Genomic DNA, 18,654 nt, shown 5'->3' with positions numbered 1-18,654 from the left:
GTCTCTCCCTGATCGCCATTTTCGCCATGCTATTCGGGATCGGCGGGGCAAATTCAATCCCGAAATGAAACTCACCTGCGCTTCACGCTTTGCAGGGTACAATTTTTTCTCAATTGCGGCTTGGCGCACACCGGCCTAGGCCGATGTCACAGGTTCGCAAGATTTGAGGCAGAAGAGATAATGGCGACAGCGGTAGTGGACCAGGCCGACAAACGGCAGTCCCCCCTTTCGGATGCGGTAGTTGTACGATTTGCCGGGGACAGTGGCGACGGGATGCAGTTGACCGGCGGTCAATTCACTCTGTCCTCCGCGCTCGCGGGCAACGACTTTGCGACCTTCCCCGATTTCCCCGCCGAAATCCGCGCGCCGCAGGGCACGCTGTTCGGCGTGTCGGCGTTCCAGATCAATTTCGGATCGTCGGCGATCGACACCGCGGGTGACGCGCCCGACGTGCTCGTCGCGATGAACCCCGCAGCGCTCAAGACCAATGTGCCGCAATTGAAGCAGGGCGGCCTGATCATCGCCGACGAGGGCGAGTTCAACGACCGCAATCTCGCCAAAGCGAAATATGAGGCGAACCCGCTCGACGACGGCAGCCTCGCGAAGTGGCAATTGCTCAAGCTCAACATCAGCCAGCTGACGATGGATGCCGTGAAGCCCTTCGGGCTCGGCAACAAGGAAGCTTTGCGCTGCAAGAATATGTGGACGCTGGGGCTCGCGCTCTGGATGTTCGACCGCGACCGCCAGCCGCTGATCGACTGGCTCAACGCGAAATTCGCCAAAGCGCCCGATCTGGCCGCGGCGAACGTCGCGGCACTCAATGCAGGGCACGCCTATGGCGAGACCGCCGAACTCGCGGGCCCGCTCAAGCAGCATCATGTCGACCCCGCACCGGTGGCGCCCGGCCTCTATCGCACGCTGACCGGCGCCGAGGGCATCGCGCTCGGCCTCGTTGCGGGCGCGCAGCTGGCCAAGCTGCCGATGTTCTTCGGCGGCTATCCGATCACGCCGGCATCGGCGATCCTGCATCACTTGTCGCGGCTCAAGGAATATGACGTCACGACCTTCCAGGCCGAGGACGAAATCGCCGCGATCTGCTCGGCGATCGGCGCGAGCTATGCGGGCTCGCTCGGCGTCACCAGCTCGTCGGGACCCGGCATCGCGCTGAAGGGCGAGGCGATGGGGCTTGCGATTATGACCGAGCTGCCGCTCGTCATCGTCAACTCGCAGCGCGGCGGCCCCTCGACGGGCCTGCCGACGAAGACCGAGCAGTCCGATCTCTATCAGGCGGTCTATGGCCGCAACGGCGATGCGCCGATGCCCGTCGTCGCTGCGCGCTCGCCCGGCGATGCGTTCGAATGCGCGATCGAGGCGGTGCGTATCGCGGTGCAATATATGACCCCGGTGATGCTGCTGACCGACGGCTATATCGCCAATGCGGCGGAGCCGTGGGCAGTGCCCGATCTCACGACCTACGAAGCCTTCCCGGTCGAATTCCTCACCGAAGCGCCCGAGGGCGGGTTCAAGCCCTATGGCCGCGATGAAAATCTCAAGCGTCCGTGGGTGAAGCCGGGTACGCCGGGCCTGCTCCACCGGATCGGCGGGATCGAGAAGGAACTCGACACCGGGCACATCAACTATGCGCCCGAAAACCATCAGGCGATGACCGATATCCGCAAGGACAAGATTGACGGCATCAAGGTTCCCGACCAGGTCGTCGAACTCGGCGCCGAGGGCGGCAAGCTCGCGGTCGTCGGCTGGGGCTCGACCTTCGGCCCGATCCATCAGGCCGTGCGCCGCAAGCGCGCCGAAGGCCTCGACGTCAGCCACGTCCATATCCGCCACATCTGGCCGCTGCCCGCCAATCTCGGCGAATTGCTGAAAAGCTATGACAAGGTGATCGTCCCCGAGATGAACACCGGTCAGCTCAAGACCGTGCTGCGCGACCAGTATCTGGTCGATGCGAAGCCGGTGAACAAGGTGTCGGGCCAGCCCTTCACCATCGCCGAAATCGAAGCCGCCATCGAGGAGGCACTCAAGTGAATGAAATGACCACCATCGCGCGGACGACGACGCTCAAGGATTGGGAAACCGATCAGGAAGTCCGCTGGTGCCCCGGCTGCGGCGACTATGCGATCCTGAAGGCGGTGCAGCGCACGATGCCCGAAATCGGCACGACGCCCGAAAACACCGTGTTCGTCAGCGGTATCGGCTGCTCGTCGCGCTTCCCCTATTATATGGAAACCTATGGTTTTCACACGATCCACGGCCGCGCGCCGGCGTTCGCGACGGGGCTGAAGCTTGCCAACCCGGACCTCGACATCTGGATCGTCACCGGCGACGGCGACGGGCTGTCGATCGGCGGCAATCACACGATGCACCTGATCCGCCGCAATCTCGACTGCCAGATCATGCTGTTCAACAACGAGATCTATGGCCTTACAAAAGGGCAATATTCTCCGACCAGCCGCGTCGGCACGACCAGCCCGTCGACGCCTTATGGCTCGGTCGACCGCCCCGCGCAGCCCGCGGCCTTCGCGCTCGGTGCCGGCGCGCGCTTCGTTGCGCGTGGCTTCGATGTGTCGAAGGAGTTGCCGAACGTGCTGAAGGCGGCACACGCGCACAAGGGCGCCGCTTTTATCGAGATTTTCCAGAACTGTATCGTCTATAACAAAGACGTGTTCGAGGATTTCGCCGCGCCGAAGGGCGCCGAGGATCGCCAGCTCTGGCTCACGAATGGCGAACCGATGGTCTATGCCAAGGGGACCAAGGGCATCGCGCTCGACGCCGAGGCGCTGCACCTCAAGACCGTCGATGTCGTCGACGGCGACTGGCAGGCGGCCGGCGTCATCGTCCACGACGTCACCAACCGCAGCGTCGCGCATATGCTCGTCGAAATGCGCTTCGGCGAATTCCCGATGGCCTTGGGCGTCCTCTACGACGACCCGCGCCCGACCTTCGAGGCCGACGTCGTCCGCCAGAACAAGGCGGCTGCCGAAGGCAAGACGGCCGACCTGCAGAGCCTGCTCAAAAAGGGACAGACCTGGACGGTGACCGAGGGCGGGCCCGAGCTCTGATCCTGCCGCGGCACCGCGCGCCGGATCTATAGCTCGGCATGGATAACCTGACTCACAGCCTCGTCGGCGCGGTTCTTGGCCAGATGGGGCTCAAGAAGAAAACCGGCCTTACGATGCCGACGCTGATCATCGCGGCGAACCTGCCCGATATCGACGCGGCCTGCGCGGTCTATGGCATCGAATCGCTGTCGATGCGGCGCGGGATCACCCACGGGCCGATCGCGCTGCTGGTGCTGCCGATCCTGCTGTGGGGGCTGATGCTCGCCTTCGACCGCTGGCAGGGCCGGCGCGGAAAACGGCCGGCGGCGCGCCTCCCGATCGACAAGGGCTGGTTGCTCGCGCTCGCTTATGTCGGCTGCCTCAGCCATCCGGCGCTCGACTGGCTCAACAATTACGGCATTCGCCTGCTCGAACCGTTCAGCCATCGCTGGTTCTACGGCGACAGCATCTTCATCATCGACCTGTGGATATGGATCGCGCTTGCGGTGTCGCTCTGGCTGTCGCTGCGCGGCGAGCGGCGCGGGGCGGCGAACTGGTGGCGCCCGGCGTGGATCGGTTTCACCGCCGTGTGTGCCTATATCTTCGTTAACGGCCTCATCACCGGCGCTGCCGAGCGCATGGCCTCGCGCGCGCTTGAGGCGAGCGGTCAGAAGGATGCGCTCGTCGTTGCGAGCCCGCCGCCGCTCGCCTTTTGGAAGCGCGATATATTCTGGCGCGCCGCCGACCGCTACGGCACCGCAAGCTTCGTTCCGGGTGTCGGCGGCGAAGTCGATCTGACCGGCGCACCGACCGGCATGGACGATCCGCGCCTCGCGACCTGGGTCAAGGCCGATCCCGCGGCGCGGGCTTTCCTGTTCTGGTCGCGGATGCCCGTGGCGCAACGCGATGGCGACGCGATCCTGCTCCGCGACCAGCGTTTCATGCACCCGCTCGCGCAGGACCGGTTTCAGGTTCGCCTGACCGCGCCCGACACCGCCAGCCATCCCGAATGAGCGCGCCCGCGTGACGTCATGGCGCCGCGTGTTTCAACCGATTGTCAGCGCGATGCGTTTGAGGCAGGAAGGTGACAATGAACACGCATGTCAGCCCGCGCCGCGGTAAGGAACTGCTCCGCGCCGACCGTGCCTATCGCTCGGGCGGCGGCATGGCGCGGCTGATCGCGCTCGCGCCCGCGAGTCTCTTTCACCGCATGCTCGACCGGATCGATGCGGGGCTCGCCCACGGAACGATAGAGAGCCATCTGCCCGATAGCAGCGTGCGCCTGCTCGGCGGGCGCGGCAAAGGGCCGGTTGCGGTCGTTCATCTCCACAGCTGGGCCTCGCTCGCACGACTGGCGCTTTCGGGCTCAGTGGGCTGGTATCGCGCGTGGGAAGCCGGCGAATGGTCGTCGCCCGATCCGGTGCCTTTGTTCGACTTGTTCATGCGCAACGGAGAAGCGCTGGGCAATGTCGCGCGCGCGCATGGGCCATGGCGATGGCTTAATAAGGCGATCCACGCGCTCCATCGCAACGACCGGCGCGGGGCGAAGCGGAACATCCACGCCCACTATGATTTGGGCAATGATTTCTATCGCTTGTGGCTCGATCCGAGCATGAATTATTCGAGTGCGCTGTTCACCGATCCCGGCCAGTCGCTCGAGGAGGCGCAGGCGGCAAAGGTCGACGCGATCCTCGACCGGCTCGATCTCCGGTCGGGAAGCCGGCTGCTCGAGATCGGCTGCGGCTGGGGGGCGCTCGCCGAGCGCGCGGTCGAACGCCACGACGTGCTCTACACCGGCATCACCTTGTCGCCCGCGCAGGCCGAAATCGCCGACGCGCGGCTCGCGGCGGTCGATCTGTCGGATCGCTCTCGCATCGAAATCTGCGATTACCGCGACGCGCAGGGCCCCTATGACGCGATTGCCAGCGTCGAGATGGTCGAGGCGGTCGGCGAGGCCTATTGGCCCGCCTATCTCGACGCGATCGCGCGGCTGCTGCGCCCCGGCGGCAAGGCGGCGATCCAATATATATTGATCAACGACGCGCTGTTCGACCGCTACGCCGCGAGCAGCGATTTCATCCAGGCCTATATCTTTCCGGGCGGCTGCCTGATTTCGGAAAGCCGCTTTCGCGCGCTTGCCGAGGCGCGCGGCCTTGCGTGGCGCGACGTGCACCGCTTCGGCGGCGACTATGCCGAGACGCTGCGCCAATGGCGCGAGCGCTTCGATGCGGCGGTTGCAGCGGACCAGCTTCCGCCGGGGTTCGACGCGCGCTTCGTCCGGCTCTGGCGCTATTATCTGCAATATTGCGAAGGCGGCTTTCGTGGCGGCGGCATCGACGTCGCGCAAGTCACACTCGAAAAGACAGCCTGAAAACAGGGGGAGAGACGTACATGCGAAGATTTTTGGCGGCGGTGCTGCTGTGCACCGCGGCGGCGGGGTGCAGCGCGCCCGCACCGACCGAGACCACCGATAAACTGCCAAAGGATCTGAATGTGCTGTTCTGGACCCAGGATCAACGCGACGCCGCCTTCCGTACGATGGAGACGGTCCCCAAGGTTGTCGTCAACACCGTGAAGGCGGGCGGGCCCGTCTATCCGCTGCCGCAGGGCAAGCCGATCGACCTCGGCGATATCGATGCCCATATGGCGAAGCAGCGCAATGCCGGACTGATCATCGTGCAGGACGGCAAGATCCGGCTCGAGAAATATGCGCTCGGCTATGGCGCCGCGGGCCGCTGGACGAGTTTCTCGGTCGCGAAAAGCTTTACCTCGACGCTTGTCGGCGCTGCGGTGAAGGACGGCTATATCAAGAGCCTCGACGACAAGGTCACCGTCTATATCCCGGGCCTCAAGGGCTCGGCCTATGACGATGTGTCGGTGAAGCAGCTGCTGACGATGACTTCGGGCGTCAAATGGAACGAGGATTATACCGATCCCAAGTCCGACGTCGCGCTGTTCAATATGCAGAAGCCCGTTGCCGGCGAGGACATAACGGTCAGCTACATGAAGACCTTGCCGCGCGAAGCGCCAGCAGGTTCGAAGTGGGTGTACAAGACTGGCGAAACCAATTTGATCGGCGTGCTCGTCTCGAGCGCGACGGGCAAGACGCTGTCGGCCTATCTGTCCGAAAAGGTGTGGAAACCGTTTGGCATGGAGCAGGACGCGGTGTGGATGCTCGGCGCGACGGGGCACGAGATCAGTGGCTGCTGTATGTCGGCGAGCCTCAAGGATTATGCGCGCTTCGGCCAGTTCATCCTGAACGGCGGGGTCGCGGGCGGCAAGAAGGTGCTGCCCGACGACTGGTTGCCCGCGGCGACGACGAAGCAGGCGGGCATCGACCTGCCGGGCCGCGGCTATGGCTATCAGTGGTGGACCAATGACGACGGCAGCTTCGCGGCGCAGGGCATCTTCGGGCAGGGCATCTTCATCGACCCGAAACGCAAACTGGTGATCGCGTCGAACGGCAACTGGCCGACCGCCACCGATCCCGAGGGTGTCGGCGCGGCGCGTGAGGCGTTCTATAAGAGTGTGCAGGCGGCGGTGGACAAGGAGGCGAAATAAGCCGTCGCCCCGCGAAGGCGGGGGCCGCTGGCGATGTAGCGTAAGGCTTCCAGCGGCCCCCGCCTTCGCGGGGGCGACGTGCATTAATCGACGGCAGTTGCCGTCGCGCGCTGGGCCAGCCACACCGCGACAAGCGGGACGGCGACGCCCAGCGCCATGATCCACCATGCGTCGGCGAGCGTGACGGCGCGGTAAAGTGCCGCGCCGATCACCGCGCCGGCGACGATCCACCCGGCTCCGGTGCCCGCCGAAATGCGCATCGCGAACCAGCTGCCGCCGAAGGTGCCGATGAACCAGCCGACGATCAGCGCGATTGTCGATCCGATCGGGATCAGGACTTCGCCGCTGTCCGGATCATAGACATCGGGCGAAATTTCGCTGCCGGCATATTGGGCGAGCCAGATCAGCCCGAACGCGACGACGATGCCGATCACCGCCGCAATCGCCGTCCGCAAAATATCCTTGGTCATTCCCGCGCCCTCGCAAACCCTCTTATGCGAGCGTCTTAGCGCAGGAAAACAAAGATGGCGTTAAGCTTTTTCCATGACCTTGGGCAGCGCGTGGAAGGCGGTGCTGTCGAAGCCGTCGACCATCAGGCCGGCGACAAATTCGCCGACTGCCGCCGGATCCTTGATGCTCTGCGGGTCTTCGCCCGGATAGGCGCGCGCGCGCATCTGCGTCCGTGTGCCACCGGGATCGAGGATCGCGGTGCGCACGGTCGAGATGTTGCGCATTTCGGCGCCATAGCTGGTGACCAGCGTCTCGAACGCCGCCTTCGACGCGGCATAGGCGCCCCAATAGGCGCGCGGTTCGCGTGCGACGCTGCTCGACAGCGCGATCAGCCGGCCGTTCGCGGCGCGGCGCAGCAGCGGGTCGAAATTGGCGATCAGCGCCTGCTGCGCGATCAGGTTCAGCGTCAGCAGCTTGTTGAATTCCTTGCCGTCGATCGCGGCAACGGGGGTCAGCGTGCCGAGCATCGCGGCGTTGAGCACGAGCATGTCGAGTTGCTGCCAGCGTTCGGCGATTGCACTCGCGAGGCGCGCGATGCTGTCGCCGTCGGTCAGGTCGAGCGGCGCGATCGTCGCGCTGCCGCCGGCTTCGTGGATGCGGTCTTCGAGTTCTTCGAGCCCGCCTGCGGTGCGTGCGGTGATCACGACATGCGCGCCGCGCGCCGCGAGCGATTCGGCGATCGCTTCGCCGATGCCACGGCTCGCCCCGGTGACGAGCGCAACCTGGCCCGCCAGTTCTTTAGACGTCGTATTCATTCTGTCAGACAACCCGTTCGGCAAGCAGCGAAAATTGATCTTCCAGCCCATGCTCGTCGAAATCGGTCAGCGTGGTCGGATAGTCGCCGGTAAAGCAGGCGTCGCAATATTTCGGCGCGTCGTCGCTGCGCTTCGCTTCGCCCAGCGCGCGATAAAGACCGTCGATCGAGATGAAGGACAGGCTGTCGGCGTTGATGAAATTCGCCATCTGGCCGACGCTCATCTGCGCCGCGAGCAGTTTGGCGCGTTCGGGCGTGTCGACGCCATAGAAGCAGCTGTGCTGCGTCGGCGGACTCGCGATGCGCATATGCACCTCGGTCGCGCCGGCATCGCGCATCATCTGCACGATTTTCAGGCTGGTCGTGCCGCGCACGATCGAATCGTCGATCAGCACGATGCGCTTGCCCGCGATCAGCGCGCGGTTGGCGTTGTGCTTCAGCTTGACCCCGAGATGGCGGACCTTGTCGCCCGGCTGGATGAAGGTGCGCCCGACATAATGCGAGCGGATGATCCCGAGTTCGAACGGAATGCCCGATTCCTGGGCATAACCGATCGCCGCGGGCGTACCCGAATCGGGGACGGGGATGACGAGGTCGGCGTCGACCGGATTTTCGCGCGCCAGTTCGGCGCCAATCGCCTTGCGCACCGAATAGACGCTCGTCCCGTCGACAATCGAATCGGGGCGCGAGAAATAGACATATTCGAAGATGCACGGCCGCGCCGCATGGTCGGCGAAGGGGCGGTGCGAGGTGAGCTGGCCATCACGGATGATGACGAGCTCGCCCGGTTCGACCGAGCGCACGAATTCGGCGCCGACGACGTCGAGCGCGACGGTTTCCGACGCAAGGATATGCGCGTCGCCGAGCTTGCCGATCACGAGCGGGCGGATGCCGAGTGGATCGCGGCAGCCGATCATGCCCTCGGCGGTCAGGCAGATCAGCGAATAGGCGCCTTCGACCTGCTTCAGCGCGTCGATGAAGCGGTCGAGCAGCGAGCGATAGGCCGATGTTGCGACGAGGTGGATGATCACCTCGGTATCGCTGGTCGACTGGAAGATCGAACCGCGGCGGACGAGCACCTTCTTGAGCGCCGCCGCGTTGGAAATATTGCCATTATGCGCGACCGCGAAGCCGCCGGTCGACAGGTCGGCGAACAGCGGCTGGACGTTGCGCAGCGCGGTCTCGCCCGTCGTCGAATAGCGGACATGGCCGACCGCCGATCCGCCTTGCAGCTGGCGCATGATGTCGTCGCGGTCGAAATTGCCTGCGACATGGCCCATCGCGCGGTGGGTGTGGAATTCCTTGCCGTCGAAGGCAGTGATGCCCGCGGCTTCCTGTCCACGGTGCTGCAGGGCGTGAAGCCCCAGCGCGACTACCGCGGCAGCGCTATCGGCGCCATGAATACCAAATACGCCGCACTCCTCGCGGAGCTTGTCGTCATCAAAAGGGTGGGTCGTCAGCATGTCATTCCAGGGGCAGGGGGGCAGTGACTGGGGCGCATATAGGGACGGCAATCGCAAATGTCGCCCCCCTAATCACCGATTTGTCACAGTGGATGCGAACAACGGCGTGACAGTGGCTTCAAACCTGCTCTAAAGCCCGGTTTATGGATGATCAGCGCGACACGACCGACCGATTTTCTCCGCGTTTCGACGCCGCCGGACTGGTGACGGCGATCGTCGTCGACGCCGATACGCATATCCTGCTGATGGTCGCGCATATGAACGCCGAGGCGATCGAGCAGACTCGCGCGACGGGGCTGGCGCATTTCTGGTCGCGGTCGCGGGCTGCGTTGTGGCGCAAGGGCGAGACGTCGGGCAACGGCCTGACGGTCGTAGAGATGCGCGTCGATTGCGATCAGGACGCGCTGCTGCTCCGCGTGAAGCCGGCGGGCCCCGCCTGCCACACGGGTCGCCGATCCTGCTTTTATCGCCGTGTCGAGGCCGATGGCGGCCTGACCTTCCTGGCGGACGATGCGCAAGGTTGACGCTGCCGCGCTTGCGGTTCTGCTGCTCGCGGCGTGCGGGCGGCCTGCGCCGGACGAGCGCGCCACTGGGATCGACACTGGCAACCCGCTAGAAGTGACCGCGCGTCAGCGCGGCGTCGTGCACTCCGCAGCCGCGACGCCGGTCGGCGTGTTCGAGCGCGCGCACGATCTCGGCCGCGATGCGATGTGCGTGGTTCCCGATGGCGCCGGGAAATGGCGCTTCGCCGTCACCGCCGCCTTCGGTCCCGGCCTCTCGTGCGCCGCCAGCGGAACGATGGTTCGCGAGGGTCGCGGCTGGCGGATGCGCTTCGCCGGGATCGATGGCTGCGAAGCATTTGTGCATGAGGAAGAGGATGAGCTTCGCTTGCCCGGAAAGCTGCCGCCGCAATGCCGCCGCCTGTGCCCCGGCCGCGCCTCGCTCGCGGGGCTCCGCCTGCCGCGCGCGAGCTGGTCGGCAAGCGACGCGGGGGACTTGCGGATTACCGATCGAGACGGCAATATGCAGCGTCCTTGCGAGGGCTGACCTGCCCCGAATTGACCCGCTCTGCCGGGCTTGACGTTCACGTCAACGGAAACTAGTTTCACCGGCATGACCGAACAATATGGCCACGCCCATATCGATACGCCCGACCATCTGGGGCGCGAACAATTCAGCATCACCGACTTGTCGACCGAGTTCGGGGTCACCGCCCGCGCGCTGCGTTTCTATGAGGATGAGGGGCTGATCAGCCCGTCGCGCAAGGGATTGTCGCGCATCTATTCGAAACGCGACCGCGCGCGGCTCGCGTGGATCCTCCGCGCCAAGCGCACGGGTTTCAGCCTCGCCGACATTCGCGAGATGATCGACCTCTACGACGTCGGCGATGGCCGCAAGCTGCAGCGGCAGGTGACGATCGAGAAATGCGAACAGCGCATCGGCTTGCTGCAACGCCAGCGCGACGATATTGACAGCGCTGTAGATGAGCTGTCACGTTTCATCGACATGGTGAAAAAAGTCGACGCCGGCCAATAAGCCGGCCTGAGCCTCTCCCCGGGCAAGTATGACATTGTTAGCTGCTTTTCAGAAGGATAACCCATGCCCGTCTATCGCGCTCCCGTGCAGGACACCCTCTTTCTTCTCAACGACGTGCTCGGGATCGAGCGTTATTCGAACCTGCCCGGTTTCGCGAACGCGACCCCCGACATGATCGAGGCGGTGCTGACCGAGGCGGGCAAGTTCTGCGAGGAAGTGCTGTTTCCGATCAACCAGTCGGGCGACCTCGAAGGCTGCACGCGCCACGACGACGGCTCGGTGACGACGCCCAAGGGCTTCAAGGAAGCGTATAAGGCCTATTCCGAAGCCGGCTGGGGTCTGCTGACCGCGCCGGAGGAATTCGGCGGGCAGGGGCTGCCGCACGTCATCGGATTTCCGGTCGAGGAATATCGCAACGCCGCCAATCAGGCGTTCGCCATGTATCCGGGGCTGACGCAGGGCGCGACCGCGGCGATCCTTGTCAAAGGATCGGACGAGCAGAAGGCGACCTATGTCCCCCGGATGATCGCGGGCGAATGGGGCGGGACGATGAACCTGACCGAACCGCACTGCGGCACCGATCTCGGCCTCATCCGCACGCGCGCAGTGCCGAACGGCGACGGCAGCTATGCGGTCACCGGCACGAAGATCTTCATCTCGTCGGGCGAGCATGACCTCACCGACAATATCATCCACCTTGTGCTGGCAAAGACCCCCGACGCGCCCGACAGCGTCAAGGGTATCTCGCTGTTCATCGTGCCCAAGTTCATCGTGGGCGACGACGGATCGCTCGGCGAGCGCAATACGCTCTCGTGCGGGTCGATCGAGCACAAGATGGGCATCCACGCCAACTCGACCTGTGTCATGAACTATGATGGCGCCAGGGGCTGGATGGTCGGCGAGGAAAATAAGGGCCTCGCGGCGATGTTCGTGATGATGAACGCCGCGCGCCTCGGCGTCGGTATCCAGGGGCTCGGCCAGGCCGACGTCGCCTATCAGAACGCCGTCCAGTACGCGCAGGACCGCCGTCAGGGCCGCGCGCTCACCGGCCCCAAGGATCCGCAGGAAAAGGCCGACCCGCTGTTCGTCCACCCCGACGTGCGCCGCATGCTGATGGACGGCAAGGCGACGGTCGAGGGGCTGCGTGCGCTCTGCACATGGGGGGCGCTCCAGGTCGACCTCGCGCATGTCGCCGAGAGCGAGGAGGAACGCCAGCGCGCCGACGATCTCGTCAGCCTGCTGACGCCGGTGATCAAGGGCTTTGGCACCGACAAGGGCTATGAAGTCGCGACCAACGCGCAGCAGGTTTTCGGCGGCCACGGTTACATCGAAGAGCAGGGCATGAGCCAGTATGTCCGCGATGCCCGCATCACGATGATCTATGAAGGCGCGAACGGCGTGCAGGCGATGGACCTTGTCGGCCGCAAGCTCGCGCAGAATGGCGGTCGCGCCATCCAGGCCTTCTTCGCGATCGTCGACGAGGAATGCACGCGCGCCAAGGGCAATGAGGCGCTCGCCGATTTCGCGACACGCCTCGAAAAAGCCAACGGCGAGCTCAAGGCCGCGACGATGTGGTTCATGCAGAATGGCATGGCGAACCCGAACAATGTCGGCGCCGGCGCGCATCACTATATGCATATCCTGGGGATCGTCGCGCTCGGCTCGATGTGGCTGATGATGGCCGAAGCGGCGGGCAAGGCGCTCGCCGAAGGCCGCGGCAACAAGGGTTTCCTAGAAGCCAAGCTGGTCACCGCACGCTATTTCGCCGAACGCTTCCTGCCCGACGCGGGCTCGCTCCGCCGCAAGATCGAGGCGGGCAGCGACGCGATGATGGCATTGACGCCCGAACAGTTCGTCGCAGCCTGACGTTAGCCCTTGCAACTATCGCCGCCATCATGCGTGGTGGCGGCGATGGGGACAGAGCTATCACCAATCGTCGTCGAAGGCCGCAATTGCTGGCGCATCGAACGCGCCGAAAAGGCGCGGATGATCGTCGATGCCGCGGATTATTATGCGCTGCTCGAACGGCTGATGGCCGAGGCGAAGGAGCGCATCCTGCTCATCGGCTGGGATTTCGATCCGCGCATCGCGCTGAAGCCCGACAAGCAGGGCAAGGGTGAACCGCTCGGCGATTATCTGCTGCGGCTCGCCAAGGAAAAACCTGACCGCGACATCGACATATTGCGTTGGAATTTCGGCGGGCTGAAGCAATTTGCGATGCCGCGCATCCTGTCGATGATCGCACGCTGGAAACTGACGCGCGCGATCAGCTTTCGCCTCGACAGCGCGCATCCCGTCGGGTGCAGCCATCATCAGAAGGTCGCGGTGTTCGACGATCATCTCGCGGTCTGCGGCGGGATCGACGTGGGCGCGCGCCGCTGGGATACGCGCGATCACAAGGACGGCGACGCGCACCGCACCGCGCCCGACGGTAAAGCCTATATGCCCTGGCACGATTCGACGATGATCCTCGCCGGTCCCGTCGGCAACGCGCTCGCCGAGCTCGGCAACGAGCGCTGGCAGCGTGCGACCAAAAAGCCGCTGCGCGACGTCAAGGGTGATGGCGAGAATTGGCCCGATGATCTCGAACCCGATTTCGAGGGCGTCGATGTCGCGATCTCGCGCACGCGCGCCGAATATGAGGGCTATGAGGAAATCCACGAGATCGAGCAGCTCTATCTCGACATGATCGCGGCTGCGACACGCTTCATCTATTTCGAAAATCAATATTTCACCTCCGGCAAGATCGCCGCCGCCCTCTCGGCGCGGCTGAACGAGGATGATCCGCCCGAATTCGTGATGGTGATGCCGCAGACCGCCGACGGCTGGCTCGAGCAGATGGCGATGGACGCCGCGCGCGTCCAACTGGTGCGCGAGATTGCGAAGGCGAAGCATGGCGACCGCCTGAAAGTCTATTATCCGCGCACCCGGCACGGCGAGCCGATCTATGTCCACGCGAAGACTGCGATCGTCGACGACCGCATGATTCGCGTCGGTTCGGCGAATATGAACAACCGGTCGATGGGGCTCGACAGCGAGTGCGACGTGACGATCGACGCCGCGCTGCCAGCAAATAAAGACATCGAACCCGCGATCGCACGGCTGCGCACGTCGCTGATCGCCGAGCATCTCGATGTGAAGGAAGAAGAGGTCGCGGCGACGTTCAAGCGCACCGGCTCGCTGATCGACACGATCGAGGCGCTGCGCGGCAAGGGGCGTTCGCTCGAACTGCTCGACCTCGTGCCCCCGGGGCCGATGGACGAATTCATTGCCGAGAACGAGGTGCTCGATCCGACTAGTCCCGATGCGATGTTCGAAGGCTTCACCGAACGCGGCCTCAAGAAGAGCTGGCACCGTGGCCGCAACTGGATGAAGCACCACCGGCCCTTCGGGCGGAGAAAAACCTGAGTCAGCCCTTCCATATCGTCATCCCGGCGAAGGCCGGGATCTCGACGTCGAGGGTTAGCCGCACCGGTGAGATCCCGGCCTTCGCCGGGATGACGTAAGCGGCGGAACGGAGCCGTCAGCCCCTAATCCGCGAGCGAAAGAATATGCTTCGCCTGCTTGAGGTGCGGCGCGTCGACCATCTTGCCGTCGACCTGCAACACGCCGACCCCGGGATTGGCGGCGAAGGCGTCGACGATCGCCTGCGCGCGCGCGGCTTCTTCCGCCGACGGCGTGAAGGCGGCGTTGATCGCCTCGACCTGCGAGGGATGGATTGCCATCATCCCTGTAAAGCCGTCGCGTCGTGCGCGCGCCGCATAGGCAGAAAGTCCCGCCTCGTCCTTGATCGCCGGGAACACTGTGTCGATCGCCGCGGCGCCCGCGGCATGGGCGGCGAACAGCGTCATCGCGCGCGCGACCTCATAGGGTGAGGTGTAGCTGCCATCGGCCTCGCGGCTCGTCGTCGCGCCAATCGCGGCGGGCAGATCCTCGGCGCCCCAGGTCAGCCCGAGCAGCCGGTCCTTCGCCTCGCGATAGCTGCCGAGCGTGAAGATCGCCGCAGCGGTTTCGGTCGCGATCGGCAGGATCGGCGGTAGCGTGGCATCGCGCGCGGCTTCGCTGCGCAGGATCGTGTCGAGCTGTGCGATGCTCGGCGCGCCTTCGGCCTTGGGCAGCATGATCGCGTCGGGCCGCGCCGCGGCGATTGCGGCAACATCGGCGGCGGTCAGATGCCCGTCGAGCGGGTTGACGCGCACCAGCGTCACGACTTCGCGCGTTCCCGCCAGATAGTCGGCGATCGCGTGGCGCGCGGCATCCTTGTTTGCGAGCGACACCGAATCCTCCAGGTCGAGGATGATCGCATCGGCGCCCGACGCCGCAGCCTTGGCGAAACGCTCGGGACGGTCGCCGGGGACGAAGAGGAGGGAACGTAGTCGCATTAGCTGGCCTTCCGCTGAACAAGGGCAGAACGCTCGCACTGGCAGACAAGTTCATCGCGCTGGTTGATCGCGCGGTGGAGGAAGGTGACGATCCCCGCATTCGGCCGCGATTTCGATTCCTTGAGGCCGATGATTTCGCTTGTCGCGCGCAGCGTGTCGCCGATGAACACCGGCTTCGGCATCACCAGCTTGTCGTACCCCAAGTTCGCGACGAGCGTGCCGAGCGTCGTGTCGCCGACCGACAGCCCGACCATCAGGCTGAAGGTGAAGGTGCCGTTGACGAGGATCTGCCCGAACTCCGACGCCTTCGCCGCCTCGATGTCGAGGTGCAAAGGCTGCGGATTGTGCGTCATCACGGTGAACAGCAGATTGTCGGTCTCGGTCACCGTGCGGCGGATGTCGTGGGTCAGCGTATCGCCGATGGCCCATTCGTCGAAAAAGCGTCCTGCCATGTTCAGTCCCTTAGATGGAGTTTCATGCCGACATGACTTTGGACAAAGCCGAGTCGGGCGTAAAAGCGATGCGCGTCGGTGCGGGTCGCCGACGATGTGAGCTGGACGAGCTTGCAATCGCGCGCGCGGCATTGCTCGACGGCCCACAGGATCATGTGCTCGCCGAGCTTCTGCCCGCGCAGGTCGGCCACGATGCGGACCGCTTCGATCAGCCCGCGCCAGCTGCCGATGAAGGACAGCCCGGGAAGGAAGCTCAATTGCATCGTCCCGACCACGCGTCCGTCGAGTTCGGCGGCGATCAGGCGCTGGTTCGGATCGGCGTCGATCGCCGCGAAAGCCGAAAGGTAGCGCGGGTCCGACGGATCGGCTTCGCGCCCCGGAGGGATCGTCTCTTCGGCGAGCATCGCGAGGATGGCGGGAAGGTCGGCCACCGCCGCGTCGCGAAGGACGAGGTTGCTCACTCCGCCGCCTCGATCCGCACCAGCAGCGCCTCGACCTGAACCTGCGCGCCTGCGGTCGCATTCAGCTCGGCCACAACGCCGTCGAATGGGGCGGTCAGGCTGTGCTCCATCTTCATCGCTTCGAGCGTCAGCAGTTTCTGCCCCTTGGTCACCTTGTCGCCCGCCGCGACCTCGACCGCAATGACCTTGCCGGGCATCGGCGACAGGATCGCGCCGTCGCCTGCGCCCACGCCCGCGCTGGCTTCGGCACGCCACGGCGTCAGCTGCCAGACCGAACCGCCCTCCGCAACGAGCATCGCTGGAGACGGCTCCTCGGCGCCGGGGCCGTGCAGTTCGACTTCGACGCGCTTGCCGTCGAGCAGGAAGGGCGCCGAGCGCACATCGGGTGCGTTGAGGCGGAAGCCCGACTGCAACGACCGCGGCACCATCGCCATCGCGGCGTTGGTCAGCGCCTGCGCCGTTGGCACCGGCTCTTCGGTCATCGCATCGCCGTCGCGGCCGATCAGCCCGGTATCGACGGTGCCCGCGACGAAATCGGGATGATCGAGCGCGTTGATCAGGAACGCCGAATTGGTCTTCACTGGCCAGATCGCGCTGTCCTCCAGCATCTCCGACAAGAGTTCGCGCGCTTCCTCGCGGTCCTCGCCCCAGGCGATGACCTTCGCGATCATCGGGTCGTAGAAGGGCGAGACCTCGGCGCCTTCATAAACGCCGGTATCGACGCGGCCGATATGCTCGGGGAGCTGGAAGAGTTCGAGCATGCCGATGCTCGGGAGGAAGCCCTTCGCCGGATCCTCGGCATAGAGCCGCGCCTCCATCGCCCAGCCGTTGATCGCAAGCTCGTCCTGCGCCAGCGGGATCGGTTCGCCCGACGCGACGCGCAGCTGCCATTCGACCAGATCGATGCCGGTGATTTCCTCGGTCACCGGATGCTCGACCTGCAGGCGCGTGTTCATTTCCATGAACCAGATGCGATCGGCGCGGAGACCCTCCGACGCGTCGGCGATGAACTCGATCGTGCCCGCACCGACATAGTCGACCGCTTTCGCCGCGCGCACCGCGGCGGCGCAGAGATCGGCGCGTGTCGCTTCGTCCATTCCGGGGGCCGGGGCCTCTTCGATCACCTTCTGGTGACGGCGTTGCAGCGAGCAATCGCGCTCGAACAGGTGGACGACATTGCCGTGCGTGTCGCCGAACACCTGCACCTCGATATGGCGCGGGGTCAGGATATATTTCTCGATCAGCACATGGTCGTTGCCGAACGACGCCGCCGCCTCGCGCTGGCATGAGGCGAGCGCGTCGAGGAAATCCGCTGCCGCATCGACCTTGCGCATCCCCTTGCCGCCACCGCCCGCGACCGCCTTGATGAGCACGGGATAGCCGATCTCGGCTGCTTGTTCGGCGAGGAAGGCGGGGTCCTGATTCTCACCCATATAGCCGGGCGTTACCGGCACGCCGGCATCGGCCATCAGCTTCTTCGCGGCGTCCTTCAGACCCATCGCGGTGATCGACGAAGGCTTCGGTCCGACCCACACCAGCCCGGCATCGGCCACCGCCTGCGCGAACTCAGCATTTTCCGACAGGAAGCCGTAGCCGGGATGGATCGCCTCGGCGCCCGTCGCCTTCGCCGCAGCGATGATCTTCTCGCCGATCAGATAGCTCTCACGCGCCGGCGACGGCCCGATATGCACCGCCTCGTCGGCCTCGCGCACATGCAGCGCCTTCGCATCGGCGTCCGAATAGACGGCGACGGTCCTTATGCCCATCGCGCGCGCGGTGCGGATGATGCGACAGGCGATTTCGCCGCGATTGGCGATAAGCAGGGACTGGATCATAGGGTTCCGTTCACTTCGAAATGCAGGACATGCGCTTCCTTTTCGATCAGGAAGTCATCGTCGAAATCATAATATTTGGCGGCGTCGACCGGGGTGCCCGCAAAACCCTCGATCACCTCGAGATCGTCCCAGAAGGTCAGCATCTCGAAATGGACGACATCGCCGTCGGGGCGCCGAAGGCACCAGGCGCCGCGATTGCCCGCGACCGACCGATAGTCGGGAATCGCGACGTCGAGCATCAGCCTGAAATAGGCTTCGGCCTTGTCCCTGGGGACAATCCCGTGCCAGCGCCGCGCGATCATGGATGCGCCTCCGGAAAACCGTGGCGGGCGTGGAGCGCGTGCAGCAGCCGTTTGAAATCGCCCACGAAGCGCGTGCCTTGATGCTCGCCGTCGGCGAGCTCGCCGGGCGCGTCATCGGCTAACACCAGCACGGGCAGATTCTGGTTCGCCGCGCCGATCGCGGCGATCACGGCATTTCGTGGACGCGGATAGCCGATGCGGATGATGTCGAGCTTTGCTGTCTGTTCGGGATAGGCCGCGAGCAACCCGTCGACGGTAATGCAATCCCGGCAATAGAAATTCCGCCCGGGCAATGCCGGGTCTTCGAACAGCGGATCGAGAAGGAAGAGCCGGTCGCGCATC

General features: G+C 64.8%; 19 protein-coding genes. 10 read left to right on the top strand and 9 right to left on the bottom strand.

Going from position 1 to position 18,654, the window contains the following annotated elements; translation table 11 throughout:
* Positions 1–180 precede the first annotated feature (180 nt).
* The 5 genes from J2X38_RS10980 to J2X38_RS10960 all read left to right on the top strand — a co-directional run bounded on the left by J2X38_RS10980 (position 181) and on the right by J2X38_RS10960 (position 6,617).
* On the top strand, positions 181–2,043 hold the full coding sequence (locus J2X38_RS10980) for a 2-oxoacid:acceptor oxidoreductase subunit alpha (protein ID WP_058538341.1): 1,863 nt from the start codon (positions 181–183) through the stop codon (positions 2,041–2,043).
* Entirely contained in the window at positions 2,040–3,077 is a 1,038-nt protein-coding gene (locus J2X38_RS10975; RefSeq protein ID WP_310253981.1) for a 2-oxoacid:ferredoxin oxidoreductase subunit beta, read from the top strand. The genes J2X38_RS10980 and J2X38_RS10975 overlap by 4 nt, the downstream gene beginning before the upstream one ends.
* A gap of 38 nt (positions 3,078–3,115) precedes the next feature.
* Positions 3,116–4,069 carry a metal-dependent hydrolase gene (locus tag J2X38_RS10970; protein ID WP_310253979.1) on the top strand — a complete coding sequence of 318 codons (954 nt, stop codon included), beginning with the start codon at positions 3,116–3,118 and terminating at the stop codon, positions 4,067–4,069.
* 77 nt (positions 4,070–4,146) lie between these two features.
* Positions 4,147–5,427, top strand: a complete 1,281-nt coding sequence (locus tag J2X38_RS10965; RefSeq protein ID WP_310253977.1) for a cyclopropane-fatty-acyl-phospholipid synthase family protein — start codon at positions 4,147–4,149, stop codon at positions 5,425–5,427.
* Positions 5,428–5,447: 20 nt separating this feature from the next.
* On the top strand, positions 5,448–6,617 hold the full coding sequence (locus J2X38_RS10960; protein WP_310253975.1) for a serine hydrolase: 1,170 nt from the start codon (positions 5,448–5,450) through the stop codon (positions 6,615–6,617).
* 83 nt (positions 6,618–6,700) lie between these two features.
* Here J2X38_RS10960 and J2X38_RS10955 read toward each other — a convergent pair whose 3' ends face one another.
* From J2X38_RS10955 to purF, 3 genes are read right to left on the bottom strand one after another with little or no spacing between them, the layout of a single operon-like run.
* On the bottom strand, positions 6,701–7,087 hold the full coding sequence (locus J2X38_RS10955; RefSeq protein WP_058538346.1) for a hypothetical protein: 387 nt from the start codon (positions 7,085–7,087) through the stop codon (positions 6,701–6,703).
* 60 nt (positions 7,088–7,147) lie between these two features.
* Positions 7,148–7,882 carry an SDR family NAD(P)-dependent oxidoreductase gene (locus tag J2X38_RS10950; protein ID WP_310253973.1) on the bottom strand — a complete coding sequence of 245 codons (735 nt, stop codon included), beginning with the start codon at positions 7,880–7,882 and terminating at the stop codon, positions 7,148–7,150.
* Positions 7,883–7,886: 4 nt separating this feature from the next.
* A complete protein-coding gene (gene purF / locus J2X38_RS10945; RefSeq protein ID WP_058538348.1) occupies positions 7,887–9,344 on the bottom strand; it encodes an amidophosphoribosyltransferase in 1,458 nt (485 codons plus the stop codon).
* A 143-nt stretch (positions 9,345–9,487) separates the two neighbouring features.
* On the opposite strand from purF, the gene hisI reads away from it, so the two are divergent.
* The 5 genes from hisI (at position 9,488) to J2X38_RS10920 (ending at position 14,288) form a co-directional block, all read left to right on the top strand.
* Positions 9,488–9,868, top strand: coding sequence for a phosphoribosyl-AMP cyclohydrolase (gene hisI, locus J2X38_RS10940; RefSeq protein WP_310253970.1), 381 nt, complete (start codon positions 9,488–9,490; stop codon positions 9,866–9,868).
* Entirely contained in the window at positions 9,855–10,391 is a 537-nt protein-coding gene (locus tag J2X38_RS10935) for a hypothetical protein (protein WP_310253968.1), read from the top strand. Before hisI ends, J2X38_RS10935 begins: the two co-directional genes overlap by 14 nt.
* A 66-nt stretch (positions 10,392–10,457) precedes the next feature.
* Positions 10,458–10,880: a MerR family DNA-binding transcriptional regulator gene (locus J2X38_RS10930; protein ID WP_056375045.1), complete on the top strand. Its 423-nt coding sequence runs from the start codon at positions 10,458–10,460 to the stop codon at positions 10,878–10,880.
* A 63-nt stretch (positions 10,881–10,943) separates the two neighbouring features.
* The gene (locus J2X38_RS10925) at positions 10,944–12,746 is read left to right on the top strand and encodes an acyl-CoA dehydrogenase C-terminal domain-containing protein (protein WP_310253965.1); all 1,803 of its coding nucleotides are present in this window, start codon (positions 10,944–10,946) and stop codon (positions 12,744–12,746) included.
* Positions 12,747–12,791: 45 nt separating this feature from the next.
* On the top strand, positions 12,792–14,288 hold the full coding sequence (locus J2X38_RS10920) for a phospholipase D-like domain-containing protein (protein ID WP_310253963.1): 1,497 nt from the start codon (positions 12,792–12,794) through the stop codon (positions 14,286–14,288).
* Positions 14,289–14,410: 122 nt separating this feature from the next.
* Here J2X38_RS10920 and J2X38_RS10915 read toward each other — a convergent pair whose 3' ends face one another.
* Genes J2X38_RS10915 through J2X38_RS10890 form a run of 6 tightly spaced genes read right to left on the bottom strand, consistent with a single transcriptional unit; the run spans position 14,411 to position 18,653 of the window.
* Entirely contained in the window at positions 14,411–15,262 is an 852-nt protein-coding gene (locus J2X38_RS10915; RefSeq protein ID WP_310253961.1) for a CoA ester lyase, read from the bottom strand.
* Positions 15,262–15,714 carry a MaoC family dehydratase gene (locus tag J2X38_RS10910; RefSeq protein ID WP_058538354.1) on the bottom strand — a complete coding sequence of 151 codons (453 nt, stop codon included), beginning with the start codon at positions 15,712–15,714 and terminating at the stop codon, positions 15,262–15,264. The genes J2X38_RS10915 and J2X38_RS10910 overlap by 1 nt, the downstream gene beginning before the upstream one ends.
* Positions 15,715–15,716: 2 nt before the next feature.
* Positions 15,717–16,175 carry a GNAT family N-acetyltransferase gene (locus J2X38_RS10905; RefSeq protein WP_058538355.1) on the bottom strand — a complete coding sequence of 153 codons (459 nt, stop codon included), beginning with the start codon at positions 16,173–16,175 and terminating at the stop codon, positions 15,717–15,719.
* Positions 16,172–18,010 (bottom strand): acetyl/propionyl/methylcrotonyl-CoA carboxylase subunit alpha, encoded by a 1,839-nt coding sequence (locus J2X38_RS10900; protein WP_310253958.1) that lies wholly within the window; start codon positions 18,008–18,010, stop codon positions 16,172–16,174. Before J2X38_RS10900 ends, J2X38_RS10905 begins: the two co-directional genes overlap by 4 nt.
* Positions 18,007–18,312 carry a hypothetical protein gene (locus J2X38_RS10895; RefSeq protein ID WP_310253956.1) on the bottom strand — a complete coding sequence of 102 codons (306 nt, stop codon included), beginning with the start codon at positions 18,310–18,312 and terminating at the stop codon, positions 18,007–18,009. Before J2X38_RS10895 ends, J2X38_RS10900 begins: the two co-directional genes overlap by 4 nt.
* On the bottom strand, positions 18,309–18,653 hold the full coding sequence (locus J2X38_RS10890) for a DUF3088 domain-containing protein (protein WP_310253953.1): 345 nt from the start codon (positions 18,651–18,653) through the stop codon (positions 18,309–18,311). The genes J2X38_RS10895 and J2X38_RS10890 overlap by 4 nt, the downstream gene beginning before the upstream one ends.
* Position 18,654: the final 1 nt, after the last annotated feature.

The sequence above is a fragment of the Sphingopyxis sp. BE235 genome (assembly GCF_031457175.1).
Classification (GTDB): domain Bacteria; phylum Pseudomonadota; class Alphaproteobacteria; order Sphingomonadales; family Sphingomonadaceae; genus Sphingopyxis.
Note: the sequence above shows the minus strand (reverse complement) of the source record. Positions and strands in the feature narration are given on the sequence as shown.

Excerpts from the sequence above, each read along its gene's own strand:
- J2X38_RS10915 (WP_310253961.1), bottom strand. The coding sequence starts at position 15,262 with ATGCGACTACGTTCCCTCCTCTTCGTCCCCGGCGACCGTCCCGAGCGT.
- J2X38_RS10970 (WP_310253979.1), top strand. The coding sequence starts at position 3,116 with ATGGATAACCTGACTCACAGCCTCGTCGGCGCGGTTCTTGGCCAGATG.
- J2X38_RS10920 (WP_310253963.1), top strand. The coding sequence starts at position 12,792 with ATGGGGACAGAGCTATCACCAATCGTCGTCGAAGGCCGCAATTGCTGG.
- J2X38_RS10955 (WP_058538346.1), bottom strand. The coding sequence starts at position 7,087 with ATGACCAAGGATATTTTGCGGACGGCGATTGCGGCGGTGATCGGCATC.
- purF (WP_058538348.1), bottom strand. The coding sequence starts at position 9,344 with ATGCTGACGACCCACCCTTTTGATGACGACAAGCTCCGCGAGGAGTGC.
- J2X38_RS10930 (WP_056375045.1), top strand. The coding sequence starts at position 10,458 with ATGACCGAACAATATGGCCACGCCCATATCGATACGCCCGACCATCTG.
- J2X38_RS10910 (WP_058538354.1), bottom strand. The coding sequence starts at position 15,714 with ATGGCAGGACGCTTTTTCGACGAATGGGCCATCGGCGATACGCTGACC.
- hisI (WP_310253970.1), top strand. The coding sequence starts at position 9,488 with ATGGATGATCAGCGCGACACGACCGACCGATTTTCTCCGCGTTTCGAC.
- J2X38_RS10960 (WP_310253975.1), top strand. The coding sequence starts at position 5,448 with ATGCGAAGATTTTTGGCGGCGGTGCTGCTGTGCACCGCGGCGGCGGGG.
- J2X38_RS10935 (WP_310253968.1), top strand. The coding sequence starts at position 9,855 with ATGCGCAAGGTTGACGCTGCCGCGCTTGCGGTTCTGCTGCTCGCGGCG.
- J2X38_RS10925 (WP_310253965.1), top strand. The coding sequence starts at position 10,944 with ATGCCCGTCTATCGCGCTCCCGTGCAGGACACCCTCTTTCTTCTCAAC.
- J2X38_RS10890 (WP_310253953.1), bottom strand. The coding sequence starts at position 18,653 with ATGCGCGACCGGCTCTTCCTTCTCGATCCGCTGTTCGAAGACCCGGCA.
- J2X38_RS10965 (WP_310253977.1), top strand. The coding sequence starts at position 4,147 with ATGAACACGCATGTCAGCCCGCGCCGCGGTAAGGAACTGCTCCGCGCC.
- J2X38_RS10980 (WP_058538341.1), top strand. The coding sequence starts at position 181 with ATGGCGACAGCGGTAGTGGACCAGGCCGACAAACGGCAGTCCCCCCTT.
- J2X38_RS10895 (WP_310253956.1), bottom strand. The coding sequence starts at position 18,312 with ATGATCGCGCGGCGCTGGCACGGGATTGTCCCCAGGGACAAGGCCGAA.
- J2X38_RS10950 (WP_310253973.1), bottom strand. The coding sequence starts at position 7,882 with ATGAATACGACGTCTAAAGAACTGGCGGGCCAGGTTGCGCTCGTCACC.
- J2X38_RS10900 (WP_310253958.1), bottom strand. The coding sequence starts at position 18,010 with ATGATCCAGTCCCTGCTTATCGCCAATCGCGGCGAAATCGCCTGTCGC.